The 14253-nt window shown below is 67.1% G+C and carries 11 protein-coding genes; 4 read left to right on the top strand and 7 right to left on the bottom strand.

What is annotated here, in order from left to right; translation table 11 throughout:
* Positions 1-33 precede the first annotated feature (33 nt).
* The 3 genes from ACFFJ6_RS02365 to ACFFJ6_RS02375 all read left to right on the top strand — a co-directional run bounded on the left by ACFFJ6_RS02365 (position 34) and on the right by ACFFJ6_RS02375 (position 4131).
* Complete coding sequence (locus tag ACFFJ6_RS02365) at positions 34-2232, top strand: amylo-alpha-1,6-glucosidase (protein ID WP_378383951.1); 2199 nt, start codon at positions 34-36, stop codon at positions 2230-2232.
* 35 nt (positions 2233-2267) lie between these two features.
* Positions 2268-2813, top strand: coding sequence for a PRC-barrel domain-containing protein (locus tag ACFFJ6_RS02370; RefSeq protein WP_378383953.1), 546 nt, complete (start codon positions 2268-2270; stop codon positions 2811-2813).
* Between the two features lie 82 nt (positions 2814-2895).
* A complete protein-coding gene (locus tag ACFFJ6_RS02375; protein ID WP_378383955.1) occupies positions 2896-4131 on the top strand; it encodes an MFS transporter in 1236 nt (411 codons plus the stop codon).
* A gap of 118 nt (positions 4132-4249) precedes the next feature.
* On the opposite strand, the gene ACFFJ6_RS02380 is transcribed toward ACFFJ6_RS02375, so the two are convergent.
* Together ACFFJ6_RS02380 and ACFFJ6_RS02385 are read right to left on the bottom strand one after the other, a co-directional pair.
* Positions 4250-4441, bottom strand: a complete 192-nt coding sequence (locus ACFFJ6_RS02380) for a hypothetical protein (RefSeq protein ID WP_378383957.1) — start codon at positions 4439-4441, stop codon at positions 4250-4252.
* A 150-nt stretch (positions 4442-4591) separates the two neighbouring features.
* Positions 4592-5449, bottom strand: a complete 858-nt coding sequence (locus ACFFJ6_RS02385; protein ID WP_378383959.1) for a VOC family protein — start codon at positions 5447-5449, stop codon at positions 4592-4594.
* A gap of 117 nt (positions 5450-5566) precedes the next feature.
* Here ACFFJ6_RS02385 and ACFFJ6_RS02390 point away from each other — a divergent pair, with 117 nt between their 5' ends.
* Positions 5567-6868 carry an NAD(P)/FAD-dependent oxidoreductase gene (locus tag ACFFJ6_RS02390; protein ID WP_378383961.1) on the top strand — a complete coding sequence of 434 codons (1302 nt, stop codon included), beginning with the start codon at positions 5567-5569 and terminating at the stop codon, positions 6866-6868.
* 249 nt (positions 6869-7117) lie between these two features.
* On the opposite strand, the gene ACFFJ6_RS02395 is transcribed toward ACFFJ6_RS02390, so the two are convergent.
* The 5 genes from ACFFJ6_RS02395 to cysC form a co-directional block, all read right to left on the bottom strand.
* Positions 7118-8749: an ABC transporter ATP-binding protein gene (locus ACFFJ6_RS02395; protein ID WP_378383963.1), complete on the bottom strand. Its 1632-nt coding sequence runs from the start codon at positions 8747-8749 to the stop codon at positions 7118-7120.
* On the bottom strand, positions 8746-9576 hold the full coding sequence (locus ACFFJ6_RS02400) for an ABC transporter permease (protein ID WP_378383965.1): 831 nt from the start codon (positions 9574-9576) through the stop codon (positions 8746-8748). Before ACFFJ6_RS02400 ends, ACFFJ6_RS02395 begins: the two co-directional genes overlap by 4 nt.
* Before the next feature lie 4 nt (positions 9577-9580).
* Complete coding sequence (locus ACFFJ6_RS02405) at positions 9581-10558, bottom strand: ABC transporter permease (RefSeq protein WP_378383967.1); 978 nt, start codon at positions 10556-10558, stop codon at positions 9581-9583.
* 24 nt (positions 10559-10582) lie between these two features.
* The gene (locus ACFFJ6_RS02410) at positions 10583-12199 is read right to left on the bottom strand and encodes an ABC transporter substrate-binding protein (RefSeq protein ID WP_378383969.1); all 1617 of its coding nucleotides are present in this window, start codon (positions 12197-12199) and stop codon (positions 10583-10585) included.
* 129 nt (positions 12200-12328) lie between these two features.
* Positions 12329-14245: an adenylyl-sulfate kinase gene (cysC, locus tag ACFFJ6_RS02415; RefSeq protein ID WP_378383971.1), complete on the bottom strand. Its 1917-nt coding sequence runs from the start codon at positions 14243-14245 to the stop codon at positions 12329-12331.
* Positions 14246-14253: the final 8 nt, after the last annotated feature.

Consider the following 14253-nt stretch of genomic DNA (forward strand, 5'->3'; position numbering starts at 1 on the left):
TCGCGAAATGGTTCAGCAGAGATAGGATGATCGATGCTCTCTGACGTGATCACCCAGCCAGCTTCGGCAAAAGACGCGTCGGCGACCGCCGAGTCGCCGTTCTACATCCCGATGACCGGCCCGGCGCGGCCGCGCACCGCGCTGAAGCATGACGACACGTTTATCGTGCTGGACAGCCATGGCGATCTGGGCTTGCCCGGCGGCGCGAGCGACGGCTTGTTTCACGCCGACACGCGTTATCTGACCCGGCTTCAGTTGCGGCTCGAGGACGTGCAGCCGCTGCTGCTCGGCTCCAATCTGCGGGACGATAACTCGGCGCTCACCGTCGACCTCACCAATCCTGATATCTATCAGAATGGCCGTCTCGTCCTCGCGAAGGATCTGCTGCACATCGTCCGCACCATCTTCCTGTGGCGCGGCACGGCGTTTCAGCGCATCGGCCTGCAGAACCACGGCGACGCCGAGGCCAGCTTTCAACTGACGCTCGACTTCGATAGCGATTTTGCGGACCTGTTCGAGGTGCGCGGCAGCACGCGTCCGCGCCGCGGTTCGGTCTCCAGTCGCCGGTTGTCGCCCTGTGATGCCGGGTTCGATTATCTGGGGCTCGACGATGTCACGCGAAGCACCCTCGTGCATTTCGATCCCGCGCCGAAGCAGCTCAAGGCAGGGCGCGCGGTTTATCAGATCACGCTCGCGCCGCAGCAGACCGCCTCGGTGTTTGTCTCGGTGAGTTGCAACAAGCCGGCGTCGCAGAAGCCGATGCCGTTCTTCCGCAGCCTGCTCGCGCATCGTCGCGAGATGCGCGAGTCGACGCGCGGGGCCACGACGATCGAGACCTCGAACGACATCTTCAACGAAGTCCTCTGCCGCTCGATGGCAGACCTCAACATTCTGACGACGGAAACGTCGCAGGGCCGTTATCCTTACGCCGGCATCCCGTGGTATTCGACGACGTTTGGCCGCGACGGACTGATTACGGCACTGCAAATGCTGTGGATCGACCCGCGCGTCGCCCGTGGCGTGTTGCGCCGGCTGGCGGCCTTTCAGGCGACCAGCGTCGATCCGCTGAACGATGCCGCGCCCGGCAAAATCCTGCACGAGATGCGCGGAGGCGAGATGGCGGCGCTGCGGGAGGTGCCGTTCGCGCAATATTACGGCAGCGTCGACTCGACGCCGTTGTTCGTCATGCTCGCCGGCGTCTATGTCCAACGCACCGGCGACGACGCCACGCTGAAGGAGCTGTGGCCAGCAATCGAAAAAGGGCTGGGCTGGATCGACGGCCCGGGCGACCCCGATCGCGACGGCTTCGTCGAGTATCAGCGCGCAACCGATCAGGGCCTGCAGAACCAGGGCTGGAAGGACTCTTACGACGCCATTTTTCATGCCGACGGCAAACTCGCAGAGGGAAACATTGCGCTCGCCGAAGTGCAGGGCTACGTGTTCGCCGCCAAGCGACTCGCTGCGATGTGCGCCCGCCGGCTCGGCCACGCCGACCGCGCCGACGAGCTCGAAGAGCAGGCCGACAAGCTCGCGTCGCAATTCGAGCGGTGGTTCTGGTGCGAGGAGCTCGGCACCTACGCGCTCGCGCTCGACGGGGCGAAGCGGCCATGCAAGGTCCGCAGCTCGAACGCCGGGCAGTTGTTGTTCACCGGCATCGTCCGTCACGATCGCGCCCGGCTGGTAGCGACAGATCTGATGCGGCCGCATTTCTTCTCCGGCTGGGGCATTCGGACGATTGCCTGCGGCGAGCCGCGCTACAACCCGATGTCGTATCACGATGGTTCGATCTGGCCGCACGACAACGCGCTGATCACGCTCGGCCTCGCGTGCTACGGCTTCAAGGCCGCCGTCGAAAACGTGTTCAAAGGCCTGTTCGACGCCGCTGCCTACATGGAACTGCGCCGGCTGCCCGAGTTGTTCTGCGGCTTCCCGCGTGAGCGTCGCCGCGGGCCGACGCTGTATCCGGTTGCGTGTGCGCCGCAGGCCTGGGCTAGTGCGACGCCGTTCACATTGCTCGAAGCTGCGCTCGGCATTCAGTTCGATGCCGATCGGCACGAGATTCGCCTGGTCAATCCGCGGCTGCCGCCGTTTCTCAGTGAGGTCGTGCTGCGCGACGTGCGGATCGGCGCCTCCAGCATCGATTTGCGCGTGCGTCGGCACGGCGAAGGCGTGTCGATGGAAGTGCTGCGCACCGACGGGCGCATCCAGGTTTCGATCGTATTGGCTCGGTAGGAGCGCGGCGAGGCGGTCGTCGTGGGAGAGGCTCGATGCATATCCGGTTCAGTACTGCGTTTGCCCTGGTGGCGATCACCAGCGTCGTCTCGGCCGGGCTGCGCGCCGATCCTGCCGATCCTGCAAAATCGCCCGAGCCGGCCAAACAGGCCGAACCCGCGAAGCCTGCCGAAGCCGCAAAACCCGCCGAACCTCCGAAGTCGTCCGCGACCGCCAAGAGCGACCCGCCGACCGTCACGGTGATCAGTCCGGAGGATGCTCGCGGCGTGCTCGGCCGCGAGGTGCGCAGCGCGGCGGACGAGGACATGGGCCGCATCGTCGACATCGTGGTCGACAAAGAGGGCAAGACACGCGCCGCGATCATCGACTTCGGCGGCTTTCTCGGCGTCGGCAGTCGCAAGATTGCGGTCGACTGGACCGCGCTGAAATTCAGCACCATCGCTAAGAAGGAGGATAAGGTCTCGCTCGCTCTGACGCGCGATCAGGTGCGCGCCGCGCCGGAATACAAGGACGAGCAGTCGGTCGTGGTGCTCGGCGCCTCCGGCAAGCTGTCGCCGCTCGAGTTCGGGCCGGAGAAGTAGGCTGAGCGCGCCGCTCCCCGACCGTGGAGCCGGCTATGGACCGGACCCCTTCGCGCCGGCCGCGCCATCCGGCGACGAGCCGGTGCGCGCGCCCGAGCCGCCGCGGACGCCGTCGCAGCAGAGCCAGCGCGGACTCGACTGGTTCATCTTCTTTCTCGCCGACGTCCAGACCGGCTTCGGCCCGTTCATCGCGGTGTATCTCACCACGCAGAAATGGACCCAGGTCGAGATCGGCCTGGTGCTCTCGGTCGGCGGCATCATCGGGCTGATCGGCCAGATGCCGGGTGGTGCGATCGTCGATGCGGCGAAGGACGAGCGCAAGGTTGCCGGCGCTGCGGTCGCGGCGATCGGCCTCGCGGCGCTGGCCTATGCGACGTTGCCAGTTTTCCCGATCGTGATGGCGGCGGCGACACTGCACGCCGTGGCGAGCTGCGTGCTCGGCCCGTCGATCGCCGCGATCAGCCTCGGGCTGGTCGGGCGCTATGCGATCGGCGAGCGGCTTGGCCGCAATGCCAGGTGCGCCTCGCTCGGCAATGGCGTCGCCGCGGCGGTGATGGGCACGGCCGGCTATCTGCTGTCGAGCCGCTCGGTGTTCTTCGTCACCTGCCTGCTGGTGATCCCGACGCTGATCGCGCTGTCGCGGATCCGCGGCCACGAGATCGACTCCGCCCAGGCGCACGGCGCCACGCGGGCTGACGCCGCGCCGCGGTTTCGGGTGTCTGATCTCGTCAAGCTGCTGCGCCAGCGGCCTCTGCTGGTGTTCGCCGGCGCGATGCTGATGCTGCAACTCGCCAACGCGGCGATGCTGCCGCTGATGGCCAGCGCCGTGACCTCGCGCTCCAGCGACTCCGCGCCGGCGCTGATTGCCTTTTGCATCGTCGTGCCGCAGGCGATCGTCGCGCTGTTCTCTCCCAGGGTGGGCCGCTGGGCGCAGTCGATCGGCCGCAAGCCACTGCTGTTCGCCGGGTTCGGCGCGTTGGCGATCCGTGGCGTGCTGTTCTCGACGGTCACGGACCCGTATCTGCTGGTCGCGGTGCAGCTGTTCGATGGCATCACCGCCGCGGTGTTTGCCGTGCTGGTGCCGCTGATCATCGCCGACGTTGCGTTCGGCAGCGGTCATTTCAGCTTCGCTCAGGGCGTGGTCGGCACCGCCGGCGGCATCGGCGCATCGATGAGCAACGTCGTCGCCGGCCTGGTCGCCGACAAGTTCGGCAGCCACGCGGCCTTCCTCGGCCTCGCTAGCGTCGCGGCGTTGGGATTGCTGCTGGTCTGGCTGCTGATGCCGGAGACGCGGCGCGTGGAGCCGGACAAGGCTTAGGAACAGCCTGGATACTCGTCATTGCGAGGAGACGAAGCCGACGAAGCAATCCAGAGGCGCGGTGCATGGCGCCTCTGGATTGCTTCGCTTCGCTCTAAATGACGAAGAAGAGACGTTGTCAGCCGACCAGCTTGCGGATCTGCTCTGCGCAGGACTTTGCGGCCTTCTGGGCGGCGACCAGCGACGCGAAGGTGCGGCGTTCGAGGCTGTGGAAGTCCTGATGGGCCGCGTGGAAGCAGAAGTTGCGTCCGTCACGAACCACGATGCCGGCGGTGCGTGAACTCACTTCGATAACGTAGGCGTCGGACATCAACATTCGCTGGCACAGCCAGCGCTCCCGGAATGCGGGCGACCCTTGCGGGCGCCCGCGCACATCACACCGTCGAGCAGCTTCAGTGGACTCGACGGCGCGGAAACGCGGCTGACCGGGAAAACGTTCCTGAGGCCTGTCTTTAAAATCTTAGCGTTGCACGAAAACCAGCAGCACGCCGTTGGCAGCGCTCGACGCCACCACCACGCTGTTGCCGAGCGCCACGCCGGCGGCGCCAACGGCTTGTGCGGTGGCGGCCAGATCGCTCACCGCGATGATCAGGCCGGCACCGCCGCGTTCCGGCACGCCGTCCAGCGACACGCCGGGATATTGCTGCGCCAGCGTGTCGCGCGACAGGAAGGCGAATTCGGCGCGGCCTTCTCCGGACGGCACCACGACGCTGCCGTCGGGCTCGGAATACTGCTCGCCGTCGATCAGCCGCAGCATGTGCCGCGCGTCGCTCTCCGGGCGCGGCGCGGTGATCAGCACGCGGACCAGCCCGGTGGCGCCGTTGGCATGGCGCTGCAATTCGGGGATCCACACGGTGTCGCGGGTGTGGTGCTGGCAGGCGAAGATGCGCAGCCCGGCGGGCGCCTCGGTCAGCGGCCATTGGAAGATGCTGAAGCGCGCTTCGCCTTCGCCGCCGCCCGGCAGTGGCACTGGCCGGCCGAAATCGATCGGCCCGACCGCGTCGAGGCCGAGGTCGCGCAGTTCTTCGGCGCCCTTGGCCGCATCGGTGGTGGTGAAGGCGATCCGCTCGATGCCGTCGCCGCGGGCGTCGAGGAAGGCGCGGCTCGGCGCGTTGTGCTCGGTCGGGGTCAGGATGCCGAGCAGCTCGATATAGTCGTGCCCGAACATGATGGTGTAATTGCCGGAGCCGAGTGCCGGGCTGTGCGTGCCGCGCGGCGACAGCGTGAAGCCGAGCCGCTGCCAATTGGCCGCGGCCGAATCCAGATCCTTGACCATGACCACGGCGTGATCGATTCCGACGACGTATTGCAGTGACACGCTGGCTTTGCTCCCCAAACCTCTTGCAGAGTAGGCTAGCCAGATCGTTCCGCCGCCGCAACCCGACGCAGGTCGGAGGCGGGGGCGGGCGCCATTGAATCGATGGAAGGACCGAGAATGACTGCGGACGTGCGCTGGCCGGATTCGCTGTGGGCCGCGGTGACGCCGCCGGGGCCCGATTTGCCGGAGCTGCGCGGCTCGGAAACTACCGACGTGGTGGTGATCGGTGGCGGCTTCAGCGGGCTGTCGACGGCGCTGCATCTGCGCGAAGCCGGCGTCGAGGTCGCGGTGGTCGAAGCCGCCGAGCCGGGTTGGGGCGCATCAGGCCGCAACAACGGCCAAGTGATTCCGACGCTGTCGCGGCCGGACCCGGACAACATCGTCGCCAAGCATGGCGCCGCCGGCGAGCGGCTGGTCGGCCTCATTCGCGACAGCGCCTCGATCCTGTTCGACGTCGTGAAGCGCCACGGCATCGACGCCGAGCAGGAGCAGAACGGCTGGGTGCAGCCGGTGCATTCGCCGGGCCGCATCAAGATCGCCGAGCGCCGTGTTCGGCAATGGTCCAAGGTCGGCGCGCCGGTCGAACTGCTGTCGCGCGAGCAGGTGCGCGACATGCTCGGCTCGGACGCCTGGTTCGGCGGCTTCTGGAATAGGACCGGCGGCCACATCAATCCGCTGGCGCTGGCGCGCGGGCTGGCGCGAACGGTGGTGGCGCAAGGCGGCAAGATCTTCGCACGCTCGCCGGCGGTGAGCATCGAGCGGCGCGGCGATCGCTGGATCGTCAAGACCGCTCAGGGCGAGATCAGCGGCCGCGCGCTGGTGGTCGCCAGCAACGCCTACACCGGTGAGTTCTCGAAAATGCTGGCGCCGGCGATCGCCCGCGAGGTGATGCCGGTGCGGTCGTGGCAGATGGCGACGCAGCCGCTCAGCGACAACGTCCGCAAGAGCATGATCCCGGGCCGGCAGGCAATGTCGGACACCCATGGCGAGCTGATCTTCGGCCGCTTCGACGCCCGCAACCGCTTCGTCACCGGCGGCGCCATCATCCGGCCGTTCAACCAGATCGCGACGCTCAAGGCTCGCGTCGGCAAGCGGCTGCAGGCGCTGTGGCCGCAGATCGGCGAGGTGCGGTTCGACTACGTCTGGAACGGCTTCATCGGCATGACCACCGACTACCTGCCGCATATCCACCGCCTCGGCCCCAACGCCTATGGCTGGACCGGCTGCAACGGCCGCGGCGTCGCGCTGTCGATCGCACTGGGTGATCAGCTGTCGAAGGCGGTACAGGGCGCGCCTGATAACGAGTTGGCACTGCCCTTCACCGAGCCGACCCCGATCCCGGCCAACGAACTGCTCCGCCCCTTCGCGCCGCTGATGATGGTGCTGTACCGGCATCGGGACAGCAAGGAGATCGCGTAGTTCGCGGCTACGCGTTCACATCTCCCCGTCATGGCCGGGACAAGCCCGGCCATGACGGTTGGAGAGAACTGCGTTCAAAGCTTAGCAACACGCACAACCTCATGGTGAGGAGGCGCGTAGCGCCGTCTCGAACCATGCGCCGCAAGGTGTGCGTTGCCCCATCCTTCGAGACGCCCGGCTGTGCCGGGCTCCTCAGGATGAGGACTCAGTGCTTTTAGAAAGGCGTCGACTTCTATCAGTCGACAAAGGCTACACCGCCGCTTCCACCGGATGACTCCGCGCGAAATCCCCACCCGGGATCGAGGCCAGCAGCGCTTGCGTGTAGGGATGCGTCGGCGCGTTCAGCACCTCGCCGGCTGGGCCGTGCTCGACGACTTCGCCGTCCTTCATCACCGCGACGAGATCGCAGATCTGCGCGGCGACGCGGAGGTCGTGGGTGATGAAGATGATCGACAGGCCGAGCCGCTCGCGCAAATCCGTCAGCAGCTTCAGCACCTGCGCCTGCACCGAGACGTCGAGCGCCGACACGGCTTCATCCGCGATCAGCACGTCGGGCTTCAGCGCCAGCGCGCGGGCGAGGCCGATGCGCTGGCGCTGGCCGCCGGAGAATTCGTGCGGCAGCCGGTCGCCGGCCGCGGGATCGAGACCGACCAGCGCGAACAGCTCGCGCGCCTCGGCGATCGCCTGCTTGCGCGGCGTATCGTGGATGATCGGGCCTTGCGCAACCAGTTCCTCGGCCTTGTGCCGCGGATTGAGCGAAGCGAACGGGTCCTGAAACACCATCTGCATGTGGCGCGTCGCGCGGCGCACGTCTTCGCGCGGCATCGTTGCCCAGTCGCGACCCTCAAGCAGGATCGAGCCGCCGTCGGGATCGAGCAGCCGGATGATGCAGCGCGCCAACGTCGATTTGCCGGAGCCGCTCTCGCCGACAATGCCGAGCGTGGCGCCACGCGGCAGTTTCAGCGACACCGACTTCACCGCATGGGTGACGCGCGCGCCGCGGCCGAGGAAGCCGCCGGTGCGGAAGGTCTTCGAGACGTTGTCGATGCTGAGGATGGTCTCGGCCGCGATCGGCCGCGGCGGCGGCGCGGTCAGCGGTGGCACCGCGGCGATCAGTTGCCGCGTGTAGGGATGCTGCGGCCGATGCAGCACGTCGTCGGCGGTGCCCTGCTCGACGATGACGCCGTGCTGCATCACCACGACGCGGTCGGCGATCTCGGCGACCACGCCGAAATCATGGGTGATGAACAGCACCGCGGTGTTCTTGCGCTGCTGCAATTCGCGGATCAGCGTCAGGATCTGCGCCTGCGTCGTGACGTCGAGCGCGGTGGTCGGCTCGTCGGCGATCAGCAGCTTCGGATCGAGCGCCAGCGCCATGGCGATCATCGCGCGCTGGCGCTGACCGCCGGACAGTTCGTGCGGATAGGCGTCGGCGGCGCGCGCCGGATCGGGAATCCGCACGTCCTCCAGCAACGCGAAGACTTTGGCGCGGATGTCCTTCTTCGACAGATCGGTGTGGATGCGAAACATCTCGCCGATCTGATCGCCGATGCTGCGCAGCGGATTGAGCGCCGTCATCGGCTCCTGAAACACCATGGCGATGCCCGCGCCGCGCACCTCGCGCATGTCGGCGGCGCTGGCCTGCGCCAGGTCGCGGCCCTCGAACAGCACGCGGCCGCCGTCGAGCGCGACGCCGCCGGGCAGCAGCTGCATCACGGCGTTGGCCATGATCGATTTGCCGGAGCCGCTCTCGCCGACCACGCAGAGGATCTCGCCGGGCGCGATCGACAGCGAGGCGCCGCGCACCGCATGCGAGCGATCCGCGCCCGTGGGCAGCCGGACGCTGAGTTTGTCGAGCGTGAGAGCTGCGGGCGCGGTCATCGTCCCTTCAGCCTCGGATTGAGCGCGTCATTGAGGCCCTGGCCGACCAGCGACACCGCCAGCACCGTGATCAGGATGGCGATGCCGGGGATCGCTGCGACGTACCACTGCACGCGCAGCACGTCGCGGCCGAGTCCGATCAGATTGCCCCACGAGGCGACGTTGGGGTCGGACAGCCGCAGGAAAGCCAGCGCGCTTTCGAGCAGGATCGCCACCGACATTACCACGCTGGCATAGACGATCACTGGCGGCAGAGCGTTCGGCAGGATCTCACCGAGGATCAGTTGCAAGTCTTTCATGCCGAGGGTGCGGCCCGCCTGCACGAATTCACGATTACGCAGGCTGAGGAATTCGGCGCGCGTCAGCCGCGCCGGCGCCGGCCACGACACGATGCCGACCGCGATTGTCACGGTGGTCAGCGTCGAGCCGAACACCGCGACCAGCACCAAGAGCAACACGAAGTTCGGCAGGATCTGAAACGCCTCGGTGATCCGCATCAGCACGGTGTCGACCCAGCCACCGAAATAGCCCGCGAAGGCGCCGATCAGCACGCCAATGACGATGGCGATCGCAGTGGCGGCACCGCCGATCAGCAGCGCGATACGGGCGCCGTAGAAAATCTGCGCGGCGATGTCGCGACCGGAATTGTCGGTGCCGAGCAGGAAGCGCGGATTGCTGAACGGCCAGATCAGCGGGCGCCCGGCCAGCGCCAGCGGATCGCGCGGATAGATCCAGCCGGCGCTGATCGCCATGCCGATCACCACCAATAGCAGCAACAGGCCGACGATCGCGGCCGGGCTGCGGAAGTAGCGCTTGATCGCATCCATCGCTCTACGTCCCGGCGGTGATGCGCGGGTCGAGCCGCGCGTAGAGCAGGTCGACCAGGAAGTTGACGGCGATAACCAGCAGCGCCGACACGAACACGATGCCGAGCAGGGTGTTGAGGTCGCGCTGCACCACGGATTCATAGGCGAGGCGCCCGAGCCCCGGCAGCGAGAACACGCTTTCGACCACCACCGAGCCGCCCAGCATGGTGCCGGCCTGCAGGCCGATGAGCGTCACCATCGGCAGCAGCGCGTTGCGCAGCACGTGGCGGACGACAATGCGGGTCTCGTCGAGCCCCTTGGCGCGGGCGGTGCGGACGAAATCGAGGTTGAGCACCTCCAGCATTGAAGCGCGCATGATGCGCAGATAGATCGCCAGGAAGATCAGCCCGAGCGTCAGCGTCGGCAGCACCAGATGTGCGGCGATGTCCAGCGTCCGCGCAACTCCGGTCGACGCCGCGCCGATATCCTCGAAGCCGCCCGCCGGCAGCCATTGCAGATAGACCGAGAACACCACGATCGCCATCAGGCCGAACCAGAACGATGGCGTCGCGTAGAAGATCAGGCCGAGCGTCGAGATCAGCGTATCGGGCCATTTGTTGACTCCGCGGGCCGCGATCACGCCGAGCACGAGGCCGGCGAAGAACGCGAACGACAGCGACGCGGTCATCAGCAGCAGCGTCGGCGGCAGCCGCTCGAGGATCACGGTGGCGACCGGCTTGCCATAGATCGACGAGAAACCGAGGTCGAACCGCACCAGCCGCCACAGATACTGGCCGAGTTGCAGCGGGATCGACAGATCGAGGCCGTAGAACTTGCGCAGCTCGCGCGCGGTCGCGGCATCGCCGCCGCCCATCTGCGCCATCATCGCATCGACGGTGTCGCCGGGCGCGAACTGCAGCAGCAGGAAGATGCCGATCAGGATCAGCAGCAGGGTCGGGATCGAGGCGGCGAGTCGCCGCCCCGCGAGGCTCAGGATACGCATGCGCTCATCTTGGCGGAGTTGGCGTTATTCGGCCAGCCAAAGATCGTGCCAGGTCGATGACGCCCAACGCGGCGTATTGGAATGATTGCGTGCTTTTGCGGTGATCACCGTGACGAACAACTGCTCGATCGGCATCCAGATCGGCAGCTCGGTGTTGGCGCGGGTGACGAAGTCCGCGTACAGCGCCTTGCGCTTGGCCGGATCGACTTCGGTGGCGGCGTCGTCGATGATCTTGTCGATCGTCGCGTCTTCCCAGCCCCACTGGTTGGTCCAGGGTGCGCCCTTGGGCTGGCCGGAGCGGTACCACACCGTGGTCGAGACGGCCGGGTCGTTGCGATACTGATGCCAGCCGGTGGCGAGGTCGAAGGCGTGATCGTCATAAACCTGCTTGAGGAAGCCGCCGCCGTCGTTGCGCACCACCTCGACCCCAATACCGACCTCGCCGAGCGACTGCTGGATGAAGGTCGCCCACAGCGAGATGTCCTCGCCCCACGGCGCCGGCAGCAACCGCAGCGACAGCCGGTTGCCGCCGGCGCCAGGCTTGAGGCCTGCCTCGTCGAGCAGCGCGATCGCCTTCTTCTTGTCGTAGGGATATTGCGGCGTGTTCGGGCCGGGATAGAAGTCGGTCGAGGTCGAGGGGATCGGGCCGGTGCCGAGCTTGGCGAAGTCGCCGAGGAAGTTCTCGATGAAGAACGGCACGTTGATGGCGTGGGCGATAGCGCGGCGGACGCGGATGTCCGACAGCTCCTTGCGGCGGAAGTTGAACTCGATGGTGTTGGTCCGGGCGTTGCCTTCATTCCCCTTGGTCGAGACGATGAAGCGCTTGTCCTTGCCGAGCCGGGCCATGTCGGAGATCGTCAAGCCCGAGAACGGGCTGAGCTGGAGGCCGCCGGCCTCGAGCTGCGCGGCCGCGGCGGCGCGGTCGGTGATCACCTTCCAGACGATGCGGTCGAGATAGGGCGCATTCGGCCGCCAGTAATTGTCGTTGCGGTCGGCGAAGATGTACTGGCCACGCTCGTATTTGTTGAACCGGAACGGCCCGGTGCCGATCGGCGCGAGATTGGCCGGGTTCTGGCGGATGTCGCCGGTTTCGTAGATGTGCTTGGCCGAGACGTAGCCGAGGTCCGGCAGCGCGCGCAGCAACAGGTTGAGCGGCATCGGCCGCTCGTAGCGGAAGATCGCGGTCTGCGGATCGGGGGTATCGACCGCGGTGAGGAATAGCTGCAGCGTCGATCCGTAGTTGAGGATCTTCTTCCACATGTTCATCGCCGTGAAGGCGACGTCCTCGGAGGTGAACGGCTTGCCGTCGTGCCAGACGACGCCCTTGCGCAGCTTGAAGGTGATGGTCTTGCCGTCCGGGGTGGATTCCCAGCTCTCGGCCAGCACGCCGACCGGATTGCCCGCGGCGTCGAGATCGACCAGCGGCTCCTGGATCTTGCCGCCGATGATGTAGACGCCGGTCGAGGCCTGTAGGCTCGGGTTGAGCTGGCGCTGCTCGGCGCCGTAATGGACGTTGAACACGCCGCCCTTGCGCGGCGTTTCCTGCGCGAAGGCGCGCATCGGATTGATCACATTGGCGGCGATCGCGGCCGACGTCAGCAGAATGGTGCGGCGATTGATCTCGAGGCGCGACAAGGCCATGCGGTCTCCTGGCAGGAATGAGGCGGGCGGAACATAAGACGATACGAGGCCGCCGCTGATCAAGTCATTTTCGGTCGCACGTCGTGGAGGGAAGTTGGGCAGCCGCGGCGGCGCCGCGACTGATCTGGTTCAGATATGTGCGGCGAGGTCGATCAGTTCGCCGACCAGCACGCCGCTGCTCGCCAGCATCGTCTCGACCTTGTCGGCGGCTTCGGCGACGCTGTGCGCGGAGGTGTCGATCGTCAGTTTGCTGGCGACCGGCGGCTGATAGTCGTTGCCGATGCCGGTGAAGTTCTGCAGCGTGCCGGCCCGCGCCTTGGCGTAGTGCCCCTTCGGGTCGCGCTGCTCGCAGACCTCCGCGGGCGTCGCCACATAGATCTCGCGGAAATGCTCGCCGGCGATGCGCCGAGCAGCGTCGCGATCGCCGCGTGCCGGCGACACCGCGGCGACGATCGCCACATGGCCGTTGGCGGCGAGATGAGCGGCGATCTCGGCGAGGCGGCGGATGTTCTCGCTCCGATCTTCCGGAGAGAAGCCAAGGTCGCTGTTGAGGCCGGCACGGAGCGTGTCGCCGTCGAGCAGAATCGGCGAGCCGCCGCGGTCGAACAGCCGCCGCTCGACGGCTTTGGCCAGCGTCGATTTGCCGGAGCCCGGCAGGCCGGTGAACCACAGCACTGCGCCGGTGTGGCGGAAGCGCGCGGCGCGCTCCTCGGGCTTCAAAGCCGACTCCACCGGGACGATATCGGCGGTGGCGGCACGCTGGCCGCTCTCGACACTGAGCACCAAGCCGCCGCCGGCGATGCGGCCGGCGACTTCGATCACCAGGCGTCCGGTGCGCGGAAAGGTTTCGGCCGGGTCGGCCGCGACCGGTTGCGCCAGCGACAAATCGATTTCGCCGACATGATTGCGGGCGATCGCCTTGGCGGCGACGCTGCCAAGATCGCCGGGATCGACCGCCTTCTCGATCGCCACCACGGTGGCGCGGGTCTCGCGCGTGCCGAGCCGCACCAGGATCGAGGCGCCTTCGGCCAGCGGCTGGTCGTGCAGCCAGAAAATGCGCGCGCGCAGCCGCCGCGTATCGCGTGGCGCCGCGCCGGCATGTGCGATGACGTCGCCGCGCTCGACGAACAACTCGCGATCGAGCGTGATGCCGACCGAACGGCCGGCGCCTTGCGGCCCGGCCACCGGCGTCACCGGCCAGCTTTCGACGCTTTTGATCTTGGCGATCTTGCCGGCCGGCATGATGACGATGTCGTCGCCTGCCTGCAGCCGGCCGGATTCGATGCGGCCGGCGACGATGCGGCGGTCGTCGAACTTATAGATTGCCTGCACCGGCAGCCGCAGCGCCAGCTGATCGAGCGGCTGCGACGGTGTCAACGCGTCGAGCGCTTCGACCACGGTCGGGCCTTGGTACCAGCGGATGTTGTCGGTGCGCTCAGCGACGCCGTCGCCGTCGCGCGCCGAGATCGGAATCACGGCCGTCGGCGTCACGCCGAGCGACGTGAGATGTTCGGTGATCTCGTCGCTGATCGACTGGAAACGCTGGGCCGAGAAATCGACGCGGTCCATCTTGTTGACCACGACGGCGACCTGCTTGATGCCGAGCAGGTGCAACAGATAGCCGTGCCGCCGCGTCTGGTCGCGCACGCCTTCGAGCGCGTCGATGATCAGCACCGCGCCGTCGGCCTGGGAGGCGCCGGTGATCATGTTGCGGAGGAATTCGGCATGGCCGGGCGCGTCGATCAGCACGACGTCGCGCGAGCGGGTGCGGAAGCTGATCTGCGTGGTGTCGATGGTGATGCCCTGGTCGCGCTCGGTCTGCAGCGCGTCGAGCAGGAACGACCATTCGAACGGCATGCCGCGCCGCGCGCTGACGGCTTTGAGCATTTCCAGCTTGCCGTCCGGCAGCGAGCCGGTTTCGTGCAGCAGCCGGCCGACCAGCGTCGACTTGCCGTGGTCGACATGGCCGACGATGACGATGCGGACCAGCGGCCGCGTGGTGCCGTTCGGCGTGGTGAGGGAGGCAGGCGAAACCGCGAGGGTCATGGCGTCAC

It is taken from the genome of Rhodopseudomonas telluris, from assembly GCF_042432815.1.
Lineage (GTDB): Bacteria > Pseudomonadota > Alphaproteobacteria > Rhizobiales > Xanthobacteraceae > Rhodopseudomonas > Rhodopseudomonas telluris.

Excerpts from the sequence above, each read along its gene's own strand:
- ACFFJ6_RS02365 (WP_378383951.1), top strand. The coding sequence starts at position 34 with ATGCTCTCTGACGTGATCACCCAGCCAGCTTCGGCAAAAGACGCGTCG.
- ACFFJ6_RS02380 (WP_378383957.1), bottom strand. The coding sequence starts at position 4,441 with ATGTCCGACGCCTACGTTATCGAAGTGAGTTCACGCACCGCCGGCATC.
- ACFFJ6_RS02400 (WP_378383965.1), bottom strand. The coding sequence starts at position 9,576 with ATGGATGCGATCAAGCGCTACTTCCGCAGCCCGGCCGCGATCGTCGGC.
- ACFFJ6_RS02410 (WP_378383969.1), bottom strand. The coding sequence starts at position 12,199 with ATGGCCTTGTCGCGCCTCGAGATCAATCGCCGCACCATTCTGCTGACG.
- ACFFJ6_RS02395 (WP_378383963.1), bottom strand. The coding sequence starts at position 8,749 with ATGACCGCGCCCGCAGCTCTCACGCTCGACAAACTCAGCGTCCGGCTG.
- ACFFJ6_RS02405 (WP_378383967.1), bottom strand. The coding sequence starts at position 10,558 with ATGCGTATCCTGAGCCTCGCGGGGCGGCGACTCGCCGCCTCGATCCCG.
- ACFFJ6_RS02370 (WP_378383953.1), top strand. The coding sequence starts at position 2,268 with ATGCATATCCGGTTCAGTACTGCGTTTGCCCTGGTGGCGATCACCAGC.
- cysC (WP_378383971.1), bottom strand. The coding sequence starts at position 14,245 with ATGACCCTCGCGGTTTCGCCTGCCTCCCTCACCACGCCGAACGGCACC.
- ACFFJ6_RS02390 (WP_378383961.1), top strand. The coding sequence starts at position 5,567 with ATGACTGCGGACGTGCGCTGGCCGGATTCGCTGTGGGCCGCGGTGACG.